The organism is Streptomyces sp. NPDC085931 (assembly GCF_044540565.1).
Lineage (GTDB): Bacteria > Actinomycetota > Actinomycetes > Streptomycetales > Streptomycetaceae > Streptomyces.
In genome coordinates, this window is the sequence record NZ_JBITSK010000015.1 from 33,462 (window position 1) to 50,929 (window position 17,468).

Sequence of the window (17,468 nt, forward strand, 5' to 3'; positions counted from 1 at the left end):
CCGGCCCGGCTACGCGCTCTTCTTCGACGGCGACGTGGAGGCACCCTTCGAGGGCTCGTCCGAGGCGCCCTCGGACGCCGGCTTCGAGGGCGACTTCGAGGGCGACTTCGACGGGGACTTCGACGGGGACTTCGAAGGGGCGCCGCCCGCCTTGCCGCCGCCCGCCCCGTTGGCCTCGGACACCGCGGCGACGGCCTCCGCGGTGGCCTTCTTCGCGTCCTTCAGCAACTCGTCGGCGCTCGGCGTCTTGTCGCCCGCCAGGCCGGCGCCGTTGTAGTCGACGGTGACGACGACGTTCTCCACGCGCGCCACGACCGTCTGCTGCTTGAAGGTGCCTTCCTTCTTCTTCAGGTCGTAGTGGACGGCCGTCGCCTGGTCGCCCGTACCGGGCACCGGCTCCGACTCGACGCCCTTGGCGCCCTCGGCGGCCTGCGCGTCCTGGACCTGCTTCTCGTAGTACTCCTGGGCCAGCTTGTCGGCCGGGCCGCGGGTGACGTCCGACTCGAAGCGCAGCAGCGACACGTTCAGCCAGCGGAACTGCGAGCCCTTGACGCCGTTGTTGTCCAGGCTGTTCCAGGAGCAGCCGGCGCGCGTGGAGATGTCGTCGGACTTGCCCTCCTTGCCGGACTTGTCCTTGGGGACGAGGTCCTCCAGCGTCTTCTTCGACACCACCTTGCACGGCTCCGGGAGCTTGCCGTACGCCGCCGCCTCCACGGTCGGCGACGGGCTCGCGGACGCCGACGCCGCGGCCTTCCCGGCCTTGTCCGTGCTGTCGCCGGAGCCGGAGTCCGAGGAGCAGCCGGCGGCGACCAGCATCACGGGGACGGCGGCCGCGCAGACAAGGACGCGGTTCCGGCGCTTCGCTCGCTGCTCTCGCTCTTCTCGCTGTGCTCGTCGCTGCATGGTTCCTTCACTCATGACGCTCGTGGTTCCCTGCGGTCGGAACGGGTCCGAGTGGTCACGGTACGCGGTGAGCCGCCCGTGCGTTCGTCCTTCGGACGCTTCGCGGGCGCCCGTGAAGGGGCGGTGAAAGGGCCTCAGCCGCTCAGCGAATCCGCCAGCCGCGAGGCCAGTTTCTGGGCCCTGTCCTGCATTTCCTTGCTGTCCGGGACCGTGCCCACGGTCGCCGGCTGCTCCGCGTACTCGATGGTCACGATGACGTTGGACGTGCGGAACGCCACAGTCACCGTCCGCTGCTTGGCGGTCGAACCGGAGCTGCTCAGCTCGTCGTCGAGGAACGCCTCGTCGCCGAGGTCCTCCAGGAGGCGCGGCCGCAGCTCCGTCGGGGTCGCGGAAGCGGACGCCGAGGGCGAGGACGAACCGGAGGGGGAGGAGCTCGACGGGGAGGGGGAGCCGGACGGGGCCTCGGAGGCGCCGCCCGCCGGGGTGCTGCCGGTCACCGCCGACTCCGTGGTCGTCGGCTCCGGCAGGTGGGCCGCCGCCTCCTGCTCCGCGAACAGCTGCTCGGCCTGGCTGTCGTCGCTGACGGCGTTGTCGTAGGAGACGACCCGCTCGAAGTCGACGAGCAGATGGTCGGTGGCGTCCCGGGAGTCGACCTTCCAGCGGCAGCCGACCTTGCGGTCGGTGTCGAACGTCGTCGTCGGCTCGCCCTCGTAGGCCTTCTCGCGCTGCTCGCCGTCGGCGATCTGCCGGATGCCGGGCAGGAGTTCGTCGAGGGTGCCCTCGCCGACCGCGGTGCAGGGCTCGGGCAGGGTGCGGTAGCGGCCGGGCTCGGCGGCGGGGGAGGCCGTGCCGGTGTCACCCGGGTTGGAGTCGTCCGTGGTGCCGCCGTCGCCCGAACCGCCGGTGCAGCCGGCCAGCAGCGCCGCGAGGAGCGCGGCGATACCGGACGCGTACGCCTTCCGTTGCACGTGGTGGCTCCTCTCGACGCGGAAATCTGCTTGCCGCCGCGGGGCGGCCGGTGAACACAATGTGTATCGCACGCACTGCCGTGGACGCCGGTCCGGAATCCCTTTCGTCGACCTTGGCTCCGGTATTTGCTCTTGAGGACTTCTGTTCGTTCACGGGGGATTGGGGACGTTATGTCGTATGTAGAGATACCTGGCGCGAAGGTGCCGATCCGGATGTGGGCCGACCCGGCCACGGTCGAGGACGGCGCGCTCCAGCAGCTTCGCAACGTCTCCACGCTGCCGTGGATCAAGGGCCTGGCGGTCATGCCCGACGTGCACTACGGCAAGGGCGCGACGGTCGGTTCGGTCATCGCCATGCGGGACGCGGTGTGCCCGGCGGCGGTCGGCGTCGACATCGGCTGCGGCATGTCGGCGGTGAAGACGTCCCTGACGGCCAACGACCTGCCCGGCGACCTGTCCCGGCTGCGCTCGCGCATCGAGCAGGCGATCCCGGTGGGCCGCGGCATGCACGACGAGCCGGTCGACCCGGGGCGCCTGCACGGCTTCGGCACGGCGGGGTGGGACGACTTCTGGGGGCGGTTCGAGGGGGTGGCGGAGGCGGTCAAGTTCCGCTCGGAACGCGCCGGAAAGCAGATGGGAACGCTCGGCGGCGGAAACCACTTTGTCGAGGTACGCACGGATACGAACGGTTCTGTCTGGCTGATGCTGCACTCCGGTTCCCGCAACATCGGCAAGGAACTGGCCGAGCATCACATCGGCGTGGCCCAGAAACTCCCGCACAACCAGGGTCTGGTCGACCGGGACCTGGCCGTCTTCGTCGCGGACACCCCGCAGATGGCGGCCTACCGCAACGACCTGTTCTGGGCGCAGGAGTACGCGAAGTACAACCGCTCGATCATGATGGCGCTCCTGAAGGACGTGGTCCGCAAGGAGTTCAAGAAGGCCCGGCCGGTCTTCGAGCCGGAGATCTCCTGCCACCACAACTACGTGGCGGAGGAGCGGTACGAGGGCATGGACCTGCTCGTGACCCGCAAGGGCGCGATCCGGGCGGGCTCCGGCGAGTACGGGATCATCCCGGGCTCGATGGGCACGGGTTCGTACATCGTGAAGGGCCTCGGCAACGAGAAGTCCTTCAACTCCGCGTCGCACGGCGCGGGCCGGCGCATGAGCCGCAACGCGGCCAAGCGCCGGTTCTCGGCGAAGGACCTGGAGGAGCAGACGCGGGGCGTGGAGTGCCGCAAGGACTCCGGTGTCGTGGACGAGATCCCGGCCGCCTACAAGCCGATCGAGCAGGTCATCGACCAGCAGCGCGACCTGGTGGAGGTCGTGGCGCAGATCAAGCAGGTCGTCTGCGTCAAGGGCTGACCGGCCGGGGCCCTACGCCTCCCGGTGCACCTTCGTGTTCGAGGCCTGGGCGCGGGGGCGGACCACCAGGAGGTCGATGTTGACGTGGGCGGGGCGGGTGACCGCCCAGGTGATCGTGTCGGCGACGTCGTCGGCGGTGAGGGGTTCGGCCACGCCCTCGTAGACCTTCGCCGCCTTCTCCGTGTCGCCGCCGAAGCGGGTCAGGGCGAACTCCTCCGTCCTGACCATGCCGGGGGCGACTTCGATGACGCGGACCGGCTGTCCGACGATCTCCAGGCGCAGGGTCTCGGCCAGCACGTGGGCGCCGTGCTTGGCGGCGACGTAGCCGGCGCCGCCCTCGTAGGTGGCGTGGCCCGCGGTGGAGGAGACGACCACGACCGTGCCGTCGCCGCTCGCGATCAGCTTGGGCAGCAGCGCCTGGGTGAGGTTGAGCGTGCCGATGACGTTCGTCTCGTACATCGTCCGCCAGTCGGCCGGGTCGCCGGTCGCGACCGGGTCGGCGCCGAGCGCGCCGCCCGCGTTGTTGACCAGCACGCCGATCGTCTTGAAGGCCGTGGCGAACTCGTCGACGGCCGCGCGGTCGGTGACGTCCAGCGGGTAGGCCGTGGCCTGGTGGCCCGCCGCGGTGATCTCCTCGGCCAGGGCCTCGATGCGGTCCTTGCGGCGCGCGGTGAGGACCACGCGGTAGCCCGCGGCGGCGAGTTGGCGTGCCGTGGCGGCGCCGATGCCGCTGCTCGCACCGGTGACGACGGCGATGCGGGAGGCTGCGGGCGGGACGGCGGTGGCCATGGGAGCTCCTCGGGTGGGTGGGCCGGCCGGCTGGTGCGCCGGGCTCGCGGCCAGGATAGAAGGCGCCCGCGGTGGGAGAACGGGGGCGGGTGATCCCCTGTTTCCCCTCGCCGGGCCTGCTGCCCGACGGGCCCTTCCTGGGCGCGGGGCGGGGCCTCGGGTCAGTTCCCGCGCGGGGCGTACATGATGACCGCCATGCCCGCGAGGCAGATCAGCGCGCCCGCGATGTCCCAGCGGTCCGGGCGGTAGCCGTCGGCGACGACGCCCCACAGGAGGGAACCGGCGACGAAGATCCCGCCGTAGGCGGCGAGGACGCGGCCGAAGTGGGCGTCGGGCTGGAAGGTCGCGACGAATCCGTAGGCGCCGAGCGCGAGGACGCCGCCGGCCGCCCAGAGCCAGCCCTTGTGCTCGCGCACGCCCTGCCAGACGAGCCAGGCGCCGCCGATCTCCAGCAGCGCGGCGAGGACGAAGAGGGCGGCGGAGCGGAGCACGGACATGGCGGCCAGCTTCCCATGCCGTGCGGCACCGCCGTGCGTGCGGTTGTGCGGTGCGGCGGTGTGGTGCCGACGCGTGCTGCGGCTGTGGTGCGGACGCGTGCTGCCGCCGTGCGGGGCCGCCGTGTGGCTCGGCCGCGTAGTGCCGCCGTGCGTGCGGCTGTGTGGTTCGGCCGCGTGGTGTCGCTGTGTGGTGCGGACGCGTGGTTCGGCCGCGTGGTGCCGCCGTGCGCGCGGTTGTGCGGTGCGGCCGTGCGGTGCCGCCGTGTGCTGCGGCTGTGGTGCCGACGCGTGCTGCCGCCGTGCGGGGCCGCCGTGTGGCTCGGCCGCGTGGTGCCGCCGTGCGCGCGGCTGTGTGGTGCGGCCGCGAGCTGCCGCCGTGCGTGCGGTTGTGCGGTGCGGCGGTGTGGTGCCGCCGTGTGGTTCGGCCCGTGTGCTCCCGCCGCGTGATGTCGCCGTGTGGTGCGGACGCGTCGTGCCGCCGCGTGCTGCCGCCGCGCGGTGCCGTCCGGTGTCAGGGCTCGGTGGTCTCGTGTCCGGGGGCGTGCCGGGGGCCCGGCGCGGTCTCCGCCGTGTAGGCCGTGGGCGGCACTCCGATCGTCGCCGTGAAGTCGCGTACCAGGTGGGCCTGGTCGGCGTAGCCGAGGTCGGCGGCGAGGCCGGCCCAGTCGACGTCGCTGCGGGTGCCGGCCTGTTCCAGGGCCTCGTGGATGCGGTAGCGGAGGATGATCCACTTGGGGCCGACGCCGACCTGGGCGGCGAAGAGCCGTTGCAGCGCCCGCACCGACAGGCCGTGCGCGCGGGCGAAGTCGCCGACGCGGCGCACGCTGCGGTCGGCGCGGATGCGCCGCACGAGGTCGATCGCGAGGTCGGCCTGCGGATCGGGGGCGCAGGGCAGGGAGAGCAGGAAGGTGTCGAGGGCGGCCACCCGGGCGCGGTCGTCGGCGCCGGTGACGATCGAACGGGCCGTGTCCTCGGTGATCTGCCGGAACACGTCCTGGGCGGGCAGCGCGCGGCCCGTCCAGTGGGAGACCGGCGTCCCGGGCGTGTACGGCCGGAAGCCGCCCGGGCGGAACTTCACCCCGCAGACCCGGCCGCGGCCGGTCAGCTTCCGGGTGTAGAGCCCGAGTGCGACGCCGGTGACCTCGGCGTAGGGGGGTCCTTCGTCCTCGTCCCACTGGAAGGTGAGGTTGACGGCCGGGTGCGGCACGACGTGGGAGGCGTAGGGCGCGGGCAGGTCCCAGTCGATCAGCCAGTACCACTCGACGTACCGGCGCAGCGGTTCGGCGGGCTGGTGGCGGCGGAAGCGCACACGGCTGAGCAGCCCGGACGGGTCGACGATCCCGCGGGTGTCCTGGCGGGGTGCCTCCATGGCCGGATCGTACGTCGCGTTTGTTCAAGAAGGGCAGCCCCGGGTCTTCCTACGGTCGGGGCATGGACATTGACGACATGCGGACGTACGGCATCGGAGAGCTGTTGGGGCTGGCCCTGGAGCGGGCGGTTCCGGTGGTGCGGGGCATCGGGGACGAGGCGCTCGCCGCCCCCACGCCCTGTGCCGAGTACGACGTGAAAGCCCTGGTCAACCATCTGTTCCAGGTGATCGTGCAGTTCCAGCGGCTGGCTGTGAAGGAGGCGTCGGACTTCGGGGAGCCGGCCGATGTGGTCGCGCAGGGGCCTCGGTGGCGGGAGCGGCTGGTGGAGGAGGCGGAGCGGCTGGTGGCGGCCTGGTCGGCGCCCGGTGCCGAGGAGGGCACCACCGGTGCGATGGGCATGCCGGCGCGGCTGGTCGGCTCGATGGCGCTGCTGGATCTGACCGTGCACGTGTGGGACCTGGCGCGGGCGACGGGCCAGGACGACCCGGGTGCCGACGCGGCGGTCGTGGCGGAGCTGGCCGGCGCGGTGGCGGAGCTGGCTCCGACGGCCCGCAGGATGGGCGTCTTCGGGGCGCCGGTGCCCGAGGCCGAGGGCGCGTCGGCGTTCGAGCGGCTGCTGACGCGGACCGGCCGGAATCCGTCCTGGGAACAATCCCGCGCGCTCCCGCGCTCTCCGGGTATAGTTGAACGGTAAACAACCTGGAGGGTGAGCGACCATGCAGTTCGGGATCTTCAGCGTCGGCGACGTCACGCCCGACCCCACCACCGGCCGGACGCCGACGGAGCGTGAGCGGATCAAGGCCATGGTCGCGATCGCGCTGAAGGCCGAGGAGGTGGGCCTGGACGTCTTCGCGACCGGCGAGCACCACAACCCGCCCTTCGTGCCCTCCTCACCGACCACAATGCTCGGCTACGTCGCCGCCCGCACCGAGCGGCTGATCCTGTCCACGGCCACCACCCTGATCACCACCAACGACCCGGTGAAGATCGCCGAGGACTACGCGATGCTCCAGCACCTGGCCGACGGCCGGGTCGACCTGATGATGGGCCGCGGCAACACCGGGCCGGTATATCCCTGGTTCGGGCAGGACATCCGCCAGGGCATCAACCTCGCCCTGGAGAACTACGCCCTGCTGCGCCGGCTGTGGCGCGAGGACGCCGTCGACTGGGAGGGGAGGTTCCGCACCCCGCTGCAGGGCTTCACCTCCACGCCCCGCCCGCTGGACGGCGTGCCCCCGTTCGTCTGGCACGGCTCGATCCGCTCCCCGGAGATCGCCGAGCAGGCCGCCTTCTACGGCGACGGCTTCTTCCACAACAACATCTTCTGGCCGGCCGACCACACCCGCCGCATGGTCGAGCTGTACCGGGAGCGGTTCGCGCACCACGGCCACGGCACGCCCGAGCAGGCGATCGTCGGCCTCGGCGGGCACGTGTTCATGCGGAGGAACAGCCAGGACGCGGTGCGCGAGTTCCGGCCCTACTTCGACGTCGCCCCGGTCTACGGGCACGGGCCGTCGCTGGAGGACTTCATGGACCAGACGCCGCTGACCGTCGGCTCGCCGCAGCAGGTCATCGAGAAGACCCTGACCTTCCGCGAGTACGCGGGCGACTACCAGCGCCAGCTGTTCCTCGTCGACCACGCCGGGCTGCCGCTGAAGACCGTGCTGGAGCAGATCGACCTGCTGGGCGAGGAGGTCGTGCCGGTGCTCCGCAAGGAGTTCGCCGTGGGCCGCCCGGCGGACGTGCCCGACGCGCCCACCCACGGCTCCCTGCTCGCCGGCTCCCGGCGATGAGACGGAGGCGCCGCCCCCGGTGAGAGGGCAGTAAGAAGGACGCCCCGGCGCGGCTCGTCCCCTCCCGCCGCCCCCGCGCCGGGGCACACTGGACGCGTGCCCCACACCGTGCTGCTCGCCGAAGACGACCGCGCCATCCGCAACGCCCTGGAGCGCGCCCTGACCCTGGAGGGCTACCGGGTCGTGGCCGTCGCCGACGGAGTCGAGGCACTGGCGCAGGCCCACCGCAACCGCCCGGACGTCCTCGTCCTGGACGTGATGATGCCCGGCATCGACGGGCTCCAGGTGTGCCGCGTGCTGCGCGCCGAGGGCGACCGGACGCCGATCCTGATGCTGACGGCGCTGGTGGAGACCGCAGACCGGATCGCCGGCCTGGACGCGGGCGCCGACGACTACGTCGTGAAGCCCTTCGACGTGGAGGAGGTCTTCGCCCGGCTGCGCGCCCTGCTGCGCCGCACCAGCCCGGTCGGCGCCGGCAGCGCCGCCGCGCCCACCGCGCCCGCCGCGCCCGTCGAGGCGCCCCGGCCGCTGCCCGAGCGGTTCCTGGAGGCCGCCGGCCTCCGCATGGACCCGCAGGCCCGCCGCGCCTGGCGCGGCACGCGCGAGCTGGAGCTGACCCGCACCGAGTTCGAACTGCTGGAACTGCTGGTCCGCAACGCGGGCATCGTCCTGGACCACTCCACGATCTACGACCGCATCTGGGGCTACGACTTCGGGCCCGGCTCCAAGAACCTCGCCGTCTACGTCGGCTACCTGCGCCGCAAGCTCGACGAGCCGGGCGCGCCGCAGCTGATCCACACGGTGCGCGGCGTGGGTTACGTGCTGCGGGAGGACTGAGTGGGCCGCCTCGGCCGGCTGCCGGGCGGACGCCGGCCGAAGCTGGTCTCGCTGCGCACCACGTTCGCGGTGTCGTTCGCGGCGGTGACGGCGGCCGTGACGATCCTGGTCGGCATCCTGTCGTACAGCGCGGCCGCGCGGCTGGTGCGGGTGGACCAGCAGACCGTGTTCGACGAGGTCGTGCAGGACCTGCGGGACGAGGTCAGCCAGAACCGGATGACACCCGGCGACTTCTCCTCCGCGGCGCCCGGACACGACCTGGTGCGGCCCGCCCGCACGGACGTGCAGGTGCTGGGCCCGGACGGACGGGTCGTCGACCCGGGCAGCCCGGGACTGCCGGTCGTCGGCGCCGACGTGCGGATCGCCGCCGCGCCTGACTCCGGCCGGGTGGTGCAGCACAAGGACGTCGACGTCGGCGACGACGTCTACCGCGTCGCGACCGTCTCCCTCGGGGACGGCCGGGGGGCCGTGCAGATCGCGCAGGAGTTCAGCGACGTCGAGGACCTGCTGCGAGCGCTCCAGCGGCGCACGCTGGTGCTGATGGCCGCGGTGGTGCTCGGCGCCGGGCTGTTCGGCTGGTGGCTGGCCCGGCGGATCACCCGCCGGCTGGTGGTGCTCACCGACGCCGCCGAGGACGTCGCCCGCACCCGCCGCCTCGGCGTCCAGGTGCCCGTGGCCGGACACGACGAGGTCGGGCGGCTGGGCCGGGCCTTCGACCGCATGCTGGGCCGGCTCGCCCAGTCCGAGGAGGACCAGCGCCGTCTGGTCCAGGACGCCGGCCACGAGCTGCGCACGCCCCTGACCTCCCTGCGGACCAACATCTCCCTGCTGCGCCGCATCGACGAACTCCCGCCCGCCGCCCGCGAGGAACTGGTCGCCGACCTCGGCCAGGAGGCCCGCGAGCTGACCGACCTGGTCAACGAGCTGGTCGACCTCGCGGCCGGACAGTCCGACACCGAACCGCCGCGGCGGGTGGACGTCGCCGACCTCGCGGAGGAGGTGGCGGCCCTCGCCCGCCGCCGCAGCGGCCGGCGGATCCTGCTGCGCGCCGTCGGCGACACCACGACCGACGGGCGGCCCGGGATGCTGACCCGGGCGCTGTCCAACCTCGTCGAGAACGCCGTCAAGTTCGACCAGGGCGGCACGGCCCCCGTCGAGATCGTGGTCGCCGGTCCCGCCCGGCCCGGCACGATCCGCGTCGAGGTCCTCGACCGCGGGCCCGGCATAGCCGACAGCGACCTGGACCGCGTCTTCGACCGCTTCTACCGCGCCGCCGACGCGCGCTCCCTGCCGGGTTCGGGGCTGGGCCTGTCCATCGTGCGGGAGGTGGCCCTCGCGCACGGGGGCGCGCCGTTCGCCCGCCGCCGGGACGGGGGCGGAACGGTGATCGGGTTCACCGTCGGCGGCGGAATCCCGCGGGACTGACGCCGCCGTGCACCGCCGCGGCCGGATCGGCCGACGGTGGGGCGGGTGCCCGCCCCCTTGCCGCCGTGGCCGGACGCGCCGGCCGCAGAGCCGTTCCCCGTACGGGTGTTCACGGGCGGCCCCGCCTGAGCAGATATCCGGGGCGGGGGTGCGAGCGGCGCGCCCCGGGGTGAGGGGAGGACCGGCAGCGTGCTGAGTGACGAGGAGGCCGCCGCCCTGGCGGAGATCGACGAGGCGGCCCTGGCGCGGACCCTGCAGGAGCTGATCGCCGTGCCCAGCGTGACCGGCAGCGCCGCCGAGTCGGAGCTGCAGCACCAGCTGGCGGGCCGGCTGGAGTGGCTCGGCCTGGAGACCGACCTGTGGTCCATGGACCTGCCCGCCCTGCGGGCCCACCCGGACTTCCCGGGCACCGAGGCGCCCCGCGACGAGGCCTGGGGGCTGGTCGGCACCACGCCCGACGGCGGCGACGGGCCCACCCTGATCCTCCAGGGCCATGTCGACGTCGTCCCGCCCGGGGACCCCGCCTCCTGGGACGGCGACCCGTTCGTGCCCCGGGTGACCGGGGACGAGGTGCACGGACGCGGCGCCTGCGACATGAAGGCCGGTATCGCCGCGCAGCTCGCCGCCCTGGGCGCGATCCGCGCGGCCGGGATCCGCCTGCGCGGCCGGGTCGCCGCGCACTTCGTCGTCGGCGAGGAGGACGGCGGCCTCGGCGCCTTCGGCACCCTGCAGCGCGGCCACCGCGGCGACGCCTGCGTCATCGCCGAACCCACCGCGGGCACCCTGATCACCGCCAACGCCGGTGCCCTCACGTTCCGCGTCACCGTGCCCGGCCGGGCCGCCCACGCCAGTTCCCGGGAGCGGGGCGTGAGCGCGATCGACGCGTACCTGCCGCTGCACCGCGCCCTGGCCCGGCTGGAGACCGTACGCAACACCGACCCCGACCCGCTGCTCGCGGAGTACCCCATCCCCTACGCCCTGTCCGTCGGCACGGTGCGCTCCGGCGACTGGGCCAGCAGCGTCCCCGACCTGCTGGTCGCCGAGGGCCGGCTCGGGGTGCGGCTCGACGAGGACCCGGCCGACGCGCGCCGCGCCCTGGAGGAGTGCGTGGCCGAGGCCTGCGCCGCCGACCCGTGGCTGCGCGCCCACCCGCCGGCCGTGACCTGGCCCGGCGGCCAGTTCGCCCCCGGCCGCCTGCCCGACGGCCACCGGCTGCCCGGCGTCCTGCGCGGCGCCTGGTCCGACACGGCCGGCGGACCCGCCCTGCGCGAACGCGGCGCGACCTACGGCAGCGACCTGCGCCTGTACACCGCCGCCGGCATCCCCACGCTGCAGTTCGGGCCGGGCGACATCCAGGTGGCGCACAGCGCGCAGGAGCGGGTGTCGGTGCGCGAGACGCTGGCGGTGGCCCGGGCGCTGGTGGTGGGGGTGCTGCGCACGGTGGGGACGAAGTGAGCCGCCGGACGGGTCCGGGCCGGGCGGCTACCCCTTGAGCCCGTAGAAGCGCAGGGGTGAGTTCGGCTCGAAGCCGATCCGCGGGTACACCGGCGCTCCGGCCACCGTCGCGTGCAGGGTCGCCCGGGTCAGCCCGGTGGCCCGGGCGCCCTCGTACAGGGCCTTGCGGGTCACCGCCTCCCCGTAGCCCCGCCGTTCGCACTCCGGGTCGGTGGCGACGAGGATCACGAAGAGACGCCCCTGGGCCGCCACGGTGGCGGCGCAGGTGACGGGCACACCGTCGCGCACCCCCAGGTAGGCGTGCACCTCGCTCTTCCACAGCGCGGAGCCGGCGAGCCCGTCGCGGGCGTCCTCCGGCGGGAAGCCGTAGGCCCGCGCGTTGAGGTCCGCGTAGGCGCGCAGCTGCTCGTCGTCGGTGACGCGCACGAACGTCAGGTCGGGGTGGGCCGGTTCGGGCAGGGGCGGCAGGTCTCCCGCCATGCCGGTGCCGGGGAAGGCGTAGGCGAGCCCGGCCGCGTCGGCGGCCTCGTCGAGCCCGGCGCGGGCCCGCTCGTCGAGGAGGTCCTCGAAGACCCACAGGAAGCCGGGCCGCTGCTTCGCCCGCATCACCCGCGCCGCCTCGCCGAGCCGCTGCCTCATCAGCCCGGCGTCCGCGCCGACGTCCGTCAGCGTGAGGCAGTTCCAGAACACGAACCGGCAGTCGGCCCACCGCACGGCGATCCCCGGCAGGTCGCGGACGTCCGCGCGCGGGTCGCGGTCGAGCACCATCGCCCGCCAGACCAGGGCGAGTTGTTCCATCGATTCGACCGAGTCCGCGCGACGGTGCATGAGACCCCCAAGGTCGTCGGAAGGGCGCGAGCCGCACGGACAGTACACGCCCGTCACGGCCCGGGGACGCGTACCGGCCAGGTCGTCGGCCGGACGGCGACGGCACGGTGTCGGATCACCGTTCGAGATGCCATCCGTTCCCCTGAAATACGGCGCCAGGCCGTGTGTCCGGCAGCCGCCGCGCGATTGTGCTGGTCGGGTCTGTCCCAACTGCGAACGGAGCCGCCCTGTGCGAATGTCTGATATCCAGCGCTGCGAGGTCCGGCCTGGACGACTCGTCGAATGGACGCTCAGTCCGGCGACCGTCGCGACGGCGAAGGCGCTGCCGGAGGACTCCCGGCCGCCCGCGTACATCCAGGAGTCCCACCTGAGGACGGCGCGTTCGGTGCGCGAGGACGGCCTGTTCGTGCCGACCTGGATCGGCGCCGCCTTCGACCTGCCCGGCCGGGCCGATCTCGACGCGCTGGGCGCGGCGCTGCGCGGCTGGACGCTGCGGCACGAGACGCTGCGCAGCGGATTCCGCTGGGCGGGCGGGCCCGGCGACTCGATCCGCCGCTTCACGCTCGACGCGGACTCCGTGTCCCTGCACCGCGAGGACGTCGGCGACTTCACCGACGCCGCGGCCCTCGCCCAGCACCTCCAGGACCGCTTCGACACCACGGCGGACGCCCTGCGCTGGCCCAACCTCATCTACACGGCCGTCCTGCGCGACGACAGCACCAGCGTGTACATGGCCTTCGACCACAGCAACGTCGACGCGTTCTCGATCTACCGCATGCCGGCCGAGATCCGCGAGCTGTACGCCGCCCACCGCAGCGGCCGCGCCCCGGACCAGTCGCCGGTCAGCAGCTACGTCGACTTCTGCGAGGCCGAGCGGGCGGACGCGGACCGGATCGACGCCGACCACGAGATCGTCGCCCGGTGGCGGGAGTTCATCCAGCGCTGCGACGGGCGGCTGCCGGGCTTCCCGGTCGATCTCGGCCTGGAACCCGGGGGCGAGCTGCCCACGCAGAAGCTGATGCGGGAGATGCTCGTGGACGCGGACGCGGCCGCCGCGTTCGAGGCGTACTGCCGCCCGTGCGGCGGCACCCTGGTCGGGCTGCTGGCGGCGACCGCCCTGATCGTCCACGAGATCGGCGGCGAGTCCGTCTACCGCACCGTGGTGCCCTTCCACACCCGGGCGAGGTCGGCGTACTCGGACTCCGTCGGCTGGTACGTCGGCGGCGCGCCGATCGAGGTGCCCGTGGCCCGCACGCCCGACTTCCCGGCCGCGCTGACGACCGTGCGCAACGCCCTGCACGCCGCCCGGCCGCTGGCCCGCATGCCGCTGGCCCGGGTGCTGCGGCTGCTCGGCGCCGACTTCCGGCCGACCTCCCCCGACATGTACTCGATCGTGTCGTACACCGACACCCGGGCCATCCCGGACTCCACGACCTGGACCGAGCGCAACGCCTACGGCCTGATCCGGGTGTCCTACGGCGACCAGGTCTGCGCGTGGGTGACCCGGCTGCACGAGGGGCTGTGGTTCGCGGCCCGCCACCCGGACACCGACGTCGCCCACAAGAACCTGCGGCTGTACGCCGACCGGCTGCGCGACATCATCGCGTCGGTCGCGGACCGCGCCCCCCACACCAGGCGGTGAGGAAGCCCCGGGCTACACGCCCGCGTACGAGTGCAGGCCGGAGACGAACATGTTCACGCCGTAGTAGTTGAACAGCCAGCAGGCGAAGGCGAGCAGGGCCAGGTAGGCGGCCTTGCGCCCCTTCCAGCCGGCCGTGGCGCGGGCGTGCAGGTAGCCCGCGTAGGCGACCCAGGTGATGAAGGACCAGGTCTCCTTGGGGTCCCAGCCCCAGTAGCGGCCCCAGGCGTCGCCCGCCCAGATCGCCCCCGCGATGATCGTGAACGTCCACAGCGGGAAGACGGCGGCGTTGACGCGGTAGGAGAACTTGTCCAGGGAGGCCGCGGAGGGCAGCCGCTCCAGCACCGAGGTCGCGAAGGTGCCGGGCCGGCCGCCGCTCGCGAGCTTGTTCTCGTAGGAGTCCTTGAACAGGTAGAGGATCGTGCCGACCGCGCCCACGTAGAAGACCGCGCCGCAGAAGATCGCGGTGGAGACGTGGATGTACAGCCAGTACGAGTGCAGCGCCGGGACCAGCTGGTCGCTCTCGGTGTAGAGGACCGTGACGGCGAGGCCCAGGTCGAGCAGGACGGTGGTGGTCAGGAACAGGCCGAGCCAGCGGATGTTCTTCTTCAGCGCCAGCAGCCCGAGGTACACGCCGACGGCGACCGTGGAGAACGTGATGTTGAACTCGTACATGTTGCCCCACGGCGCCCGCTCCACCGAGGCCGCGCGGGCGATGACGCCGCCCAGCTCCAGCAGGAACGCGAGCACGGTGAGGGAGATGGCGATGCGGCCGTACAGGTCGCCCTGTTCGTCGCCGCCGTGCGCCCCCGGGCCGTCCGGCACGTCCCGCTGACCGGCCGCGGCCCGCACGGTGACCTTGGGCCGCTCCAGCACGGCGGTGCCGCCCGCCTGGTTGACGGTGACGGCGGGTGCCTTCTTCGCCTCGGGCTTCGCCGTGAGCGCGGCCGCCGTGCGGGCGACCTTGCTGCGGCTGCCGAGGAGCCATTCGGCGATGTACGCGAAGAAGGCCAGGGTGTAGACGGCCATCGCGGAGTAGATCAGCGTATTGCTGAGGTTGGCCAGGTTCTCGTGGGTCGCGGCGGCGAGCGTCACTGCTTCTCAGCCCCTTCGGCGGGTACGGGGGTCGTGGTGCCCGGCTCCTGGGCGGGGTCGGGGGAATCTGCGGGGTCGGGCGCGGCGGGCGCCTGGTCGTACAGGATCCCGGCGAGGTCCCCCAGTTCCTCGGGGACCTTCGCGGACTCGCTGCGGCCGAGGCCGGCCATCTCGACGACGGTGACGCCGTCGGCGCCCCGCACCGCGCGCACCCAGACGCGGCGGCGCTGGATGAACAGCGAGCCGGCCAGTCCGAGGATCGCGGCGACGGCGCCGCCCAGGGCCCAGCCGCTGGCGGGCTGCTGGGTGATCTGGAACTGCGCCCACTCCTTGATGTCCTTCTCGAAGGTGATCGAGCCGGCGCCGTTCGGCAGCTGCATGGTCTGGCCCGGCTTGAGCAGCTTCTTCAGCAGCTCGCCCTTGGAGTTCTTGAACTCCTTCATGTTCTTCTTGTCGAGCTGGTAGACGCTCTGCGGCAGGCCCGAGTCGACGCCCAGGTCGCCGTGGTAGGCGTTCAGCGCGAGCACCGGGCTCATCAGCGCCGGGAACTGGGAGACCATCGCGCCGCCGTTGTAGGTGGGCACGAAGAACGCCTGGAAGCCCAGCTGTTCCTTCTCGCCCTCGGCGTTGCGGTAGCCGTCCATGACCTTGACGGCGCCGGAGGAGGTCGCGAAGCCGTCCAGCGGCAGCAGCGGCACGGCGTCGCGGTAGACGACGCGGCCCTTGCCGTCGCGGACGGTGACGACCGGGGCGTAGCCGTGGGCGGCGAGGTAGACCTTGGTGTCGCCGATGGTGAGCGGCTCGTTGACCTTGATGGTCCTGTGCCGGTCCTTGCCGTAGGCGCCTTCGCTGTAGTCGACGGTCGCCTGGTACGTGCGCGGGGTGCCCCGGTTGGGGCCGCTCATCTCGTAGGTGCCCTCGAAGTCCTTCAGGCGGAAGCTGAAGGGGTTCAGGTCGTCCTGGGTGAAGAGGTTGCCGGACTTGAAGTCGTCGTACTGGGTGAGGGTGTTGGAGAAGCCGTCGCCCTCGACGACCAGCTTGAAGCCCTCGGCCTTGAACAGCTGGCCCCAGGCGAAGGCGATCAGCATCACGATCAGGGCGAGGTGGAAGACGAGGTTGCCGACCTCGCGCAGATAGCCCTTCTCGGCGGCGACCGCGTCCCCGGCGAGGTGCGCGCGGAAGCGGCGCTTCCGCAGCAGGGCCAGCGCGGCCTCGCGGACCTGCTCGGGCTCGGCCGTGGTGCGCCACGTGGTGTGGGCGGGCAGCCGGGTCAGCCGCCTGGGCGCGCCCGGCGGGCGGCCGCGCAGCTGGCCGACGAACTGCCAGGTGCGGGGCACGATGCAGCCGATGAGCGAGACGAACAGCAGGATGTAGATCGCGGAGAACCACACCGAGCTGTAGACGTGGAACAGCCCGAGCTTGTCGTAGACGTCACCGAGGGTGGGGTTGTTCTTGCGGAACTCGGCGACCTTGGTGGCGTCGATGCCGGTCTGCGGGATCAGCGAGCCGGGGATCGCGCCCAGCGACAGCAGCAACAGCAGCAGCAGCGCGACCCGCATGGAGGTGAGCTGCCGCCAGAACCAGCGGGCCCAGCCGACGACCCCGAGGGAGGGCAGGCCGGGCGCCTCCTCCTTGGGGGCGGTGGACAGCTGGGCTCCGGCGTCGCCGAGGTCGGAGTCCCCGGGGCGGCCCGCGGGGGCCGGGTCGGTGGTGCTGGTCTTGCTCATCGATCAGATCCCCACAGTGAAGCCGTTGGACCAGGACTGCATGTCCTGCACGATGACGTCCCAGGCGCCGGTCAGCAGCAGCAGACCGGTGATGATCATCATGCTGCCGCCGATGCGCATCACCCAGACGTAGTGGCGCTTGACCCAGCCGAAGGCGCCCAGCGCCTTGCGGAAGGCGACCGCGGCGAGCACGAACGGCACCCCGAGGCCGAGGCAGTAGGCCACCGTCAGTATGGCGCCGCGGCCCGCGCTGCCCTGGTTGGAGGAGAGCGCCAGCACGGAGGCGAGGGTGGGGCCGATGCAGGGCGTCCAGCCGATGCCGAACAGCGCGCCCAGCAGCGGCGCCCCGACCAGGCCGGTCACCGGCCGCTTGTGGAAGCGGAACTCGCGCTGGGTCATCCAGGGCATCAGCCCCATGAAGAACACGCCCATGAGGATCATGAGCCCGCCGAGCACCTTGGACAGCACGCCCCGGTTGGCCTGGAGCGTGTCGCCGAAGTAGCCGAACAGCGCGCCGGAGGAGACGAACACGGCGGTGAAGCCGAGCACGAACAGGGAGGCGCCGGCGACCATCCGGCCGCGCCGGGCCTCGGCCAGGTCGGTGCCGGTGACGCCGGTCACGTAGGAGAGGTAGCCGGGGACGAGCGGCAGGACGCAGGGGGAGAAGAAGGAGACGAGCCCGCCGAGCAGGGCGATCGGCAGGGCCGCCAGCAGGGCGCCGTTGAGCACCGTGCCGTTGTAGCCCGTCGCCGCGAGCGTGGTGACTGCGGAGGTCAC

The 17,468-nt window shown here is 72.8% G+C and carries 16 protein-coding genes; 7 read left to right on the forward strand and 9 right to left on the reverse strand.

Going from position 1 to position 17,468, the window contains the following annotated elements:
- Nucleotides 1-9: 9 nt before the first annotated feature.
- Nucleotides 10-918, reverse strand: coding sequence for a DUF3558 family protein (locus tag ACIGAN_RS27950; protein ID WP_399861739.1), 909 nt, complete (start codon nt 916-918; stop codon nt 10-12).
- A 119-nt stretch (nt 919-1,037) separates the two neighbouring features.
- Nucleotides 1,038-1,871, reverse strand: a complete 834-nt coding sequence (locus ACIGAN_RS27955) for a DUF3558 domain-containing protein (RefSeq protein ID WP_399861741.1) — start codon at nt 1,869-1,871, stop codon at nt 1,038-1,040.
- A gap of 171 nt (nt 1,872-2,042) precedes the next feature.
- Here ACIGAN_RS27955 and ACIGAN_RS27960 point away from each other — a divergent pair, with 171 nt between their 5' ends.
- The gene (locus ACIGAN_RS27960; RefSeq protein WP_399861743.1) at nt 2,043-3,236 is read left to right on the forward strand and encodes an RtcB family protein; all 1,194 of its coding nucleotides are present in this window, start codon (nt 2,043-2,045) and stop codon (nt 3,234-3,236) included.
- A gap of 12 nt (nt 3,237-3,248) precedes the next feature.
- Here ACIGAN_RS27960 and ACIGAN_RS27965 read toward each other — a convergent pair whose 3' ends face one another.
- The 3 genes from ACIGAN_RS27965 to ACIGAN_RS27975 all read right to left on the reverse strand — a co-directional run bounded on the left by ACIGAN_RS27965 (nt 3,249) and on the right by ACIGAN_RS27975 (nt 5,891).
- Nucleotides 3,249-4,025 carry an SDR family NAD(P)-dependent oxidoreductase gene (locus tag ACIGAN_RS27965; protein WP_399861745.1) on the reverse strand — a complete coding sequence of 259 codons (777 nt, stop codon included), beginning with the start codon at nt 4,023-4,025 and terminating at the stop codon, nt 3,249-3,251.
- Between the two features lie 161 nt (nt 4,026-4,186).
- Entirely contained in the window at nt 4,187-4,522 is a 336-nt protein-coding gene (locus ACIGAN_RS27970; RefSeq protein WP_365742913.1) for a YnfA family protein, read from the reverse strand.
- Between the two features lie 511 nt (nt 4,523-5,033).
- The gene (locus tag ACIGAN_RS27975; protein ID WP_399861748.1) at nt 5,034-5,891 is read right to left on the reverse strand and encodes a DUF6597 domain-containing transcriptional factor; all 858 of its coding nucleotides are present in this window, start codon (nt 5,889-5,891) and stop codon (nt 5,034-5,036) included.
- Between the two features lie 62 nt (nt 5,892-5,953).
- Here ACIGAN_RS27975 and ACIGAN_RS27980 point away from each other — a divergent pair, with 62 nt between their 5' ends.
- From ACIGAN_RS27980 to ACIGAN_RS28000, 5 genes are all read left to right on the forward strand, one after another.
- Complete coding sequence (locus ACIGAN_RS27980) at nt 5,954-6,586, forward strand: TIGR03086 family metal-binding protein (RefSeq protein WP_399861750.1); 633 nt, start codon at nt 5,954-5,956, stop codon at nt 6,584-6,586.
- A 22-nt stretch (nt 6,587-6,608) separates the two neighbouring features.
- Complete coding sequence (locus ACIGAN_RS27985; RefSeq protein WP_399861752.1) at nt 6,609-7,685, forward strand: LLM class flavin-dependent oxidoreductase; 1,077 nt, start codon at nt 6,609-6,611, stop codon at nt 7,683-7,685.
- Between the two features lie 96 nt (nt 7,686-7,781).
- A complete protein-coding gene (locus ACIGAN_RS27990) occupies nt 7,782-8,522 on the forward strand; it encodes a response regulator transcription factor (protein ID WP_399861754.1) in 741 nt (246 codons plus the stop codon).
- Complete coding sequence (locus ACIGAN_RS27995; RefSeq protein WP_365088640.1) at nt 8,523-9,947, forward strand: HAMP domain-containing sensor histidine kinase; 1,425 nt, start codon at nt 8,523-8,525, stop codon at nt 9,945-9,947.
- A gap of 189 nt (nt 9,948-10,136) precedes the next feature.
- The gene (locus tag ACIGAN_RS28000; RefSeq protein WP_365088641.1) at nt 10,137-11,402 is read left to right on the forward strand and encodes an ArgE/DapE family deacylase; all 1,266 of its coding nucleotides are present in this window, start codon (nt 10,137-10,139) and stop codon (nt 11,400-11,402) included.
- Nucleotides 11,403-11,429: 27 nt separating this feature from the next.
- Here ACIGAN_RS28000 and ACIGAN_RS28005 read toward each other — a convergent pair whose 3' ends face one another.
- Nucleotides 11,430-12,230, reverse strand: a complete 801-nt coding sequence (locus ACIGAN_RS28005; RefSeq protein ID WP_365088642.1) for a GNAT family N-acetyltransferase — start codon at nt 12,228-12,230, stop codon at nt 11,430-11,432.
- A gap of 229 nt (nt 12,231-12,459) precedes the next feature.
- Here ACIGAN_RS28005 and ACIGAN_RS28010 point away from each other — a divergent pair, with 229 nt between their 5' ends.
- On the forward strand, nt 12,460-13,872 hold the full coding sequence (locus ACIGAN_RS28010) for a condensation domain-containing protein (RefSeq protein ID WP_365088643.1): 1,413 nt from the start codon (nt 12,460-12,462) through the stop codon (nt 13,870-13,872).
- A gap of 12 nt (nt 13,873-13,884) precedes the next feature.
- Here ACIGAN_RS28010 and ccsB read toward each other — a convergent pair whose 3' ends face one another.
- The 3 genes from ccsB to ACIGAN_RS28025 are packed head-to-tail and all read right to left on the reverse strand — an operon-like array spanning nt 13,885 to nt 17,468.
- Nucleotides 13,885-14,964, reverse strand: a complete 1,080-nt coding sequence (gene ccsB, locus ACIGAN_RS28015) for a c-type cytochrome biogenesis protein CcsB (protein ID WP_365088644.1) — start codon at nt 14,962-14,964, stop codon at nt 13,885-13,887.
- A complete protein-coding gene (locus ACIGAN_RS28020; RefSeq protein WP_399861759.1) occupies nt 14,961-16,691 on the reverse strand; it encodes a cytochrome c biogenesis protein ResB in 1,731 nt (576 codons plus the stop codon). The genes ccsB and ACIGAN_RS28020 overlap by 4 nt, the downstream gene beginning before the upstream one ends.
- A 3-nt stretch (nt 16,692-16,694) precedes the next feature.
- Nucleotides 16,695-17,468: a cytochrome c biogenesis CcdA family protein gene (locus tag ACIGAN_RS28025; protein WP_094056857.1), complete on the reverse strand. Its 774-nt coding sequence runs from the start codon at nt 17,466-17,468 to the stop codon at nt 16,695-16,697.

What these genes read in the sequence shown, in the direction of transcription:
- ACIGAN_RS27950 (WP_399861739.1), bottom strand. Translation starts at nt 918, where the DNA reads ATGAGTGAAGGAACCATGCAGCGACGAGCACAGCGAGAAGAGCGAGAG.
- ACIGAN_RS27965 (WP_399861745.1), bottom strand. Translation starts at nt 4,025, where the DNA reads ATGGCCACCGCCGTCCCGCCCGCAGCCTCCCGCATCGCCGTCGTCACC.
- ACIGAN_RS27985 (WP_399861752.1), top strand. Translation starts at nt 6,609, where the DNA reads ATGCAGTTCGGGATCTTCAGCGTCGGCGACGTCACGCCCGACCCCACC.
- ACIGAN_RS27980 (WP_399861750.1), top strand. Translation starts at nt 5,954, where the DNA reads ATGGACATTGACGACATGCGGACGTACGGCATCGGAGAGCTGTTGGGG.
- ACIGAN_RS27975 (WP_399861748.1), bottom strand. Translation starts at nt 5,891, where the DNA reads ATGGAGGCACCCCGCCAGGACACCCGCGGGATCGTCGACCCGTCCGGG.
- ACIGAN_RS27970 (WP_365742913.1), bottom strand. Translation starts at nt 4,522, where the DNA reads ATGTCCGTGCTCCGCTCCGCCGCCCTCTTCGTCCTCGCCGCGCTGCTG.
- ACIGAN_RS27960 (WP_399861743.1), top strand. Translation starts at nt 2,043, where the DNA reads ATGTCGTATGTAGAGATACCTGGCGCGAAGGTGCCGATCCGGATGTGG.
- ACIGAN_RS28020 (WP_399861759.1), bottom strand. Translation starts at nt 16,691, where the DNA reads ATGAGCAAGACCAGCACCACCGACCCGGCCCCCGCGGGCCGCCCCGGG.
- ACIGAN_RS28005 (WP_365088642.1), bottom strand. Translation starts at nt 12,230, where the DNA reads ATGCACCGTCGCGCGGACTCGGTCGAATCGATGGAACAACTCGCCCTG.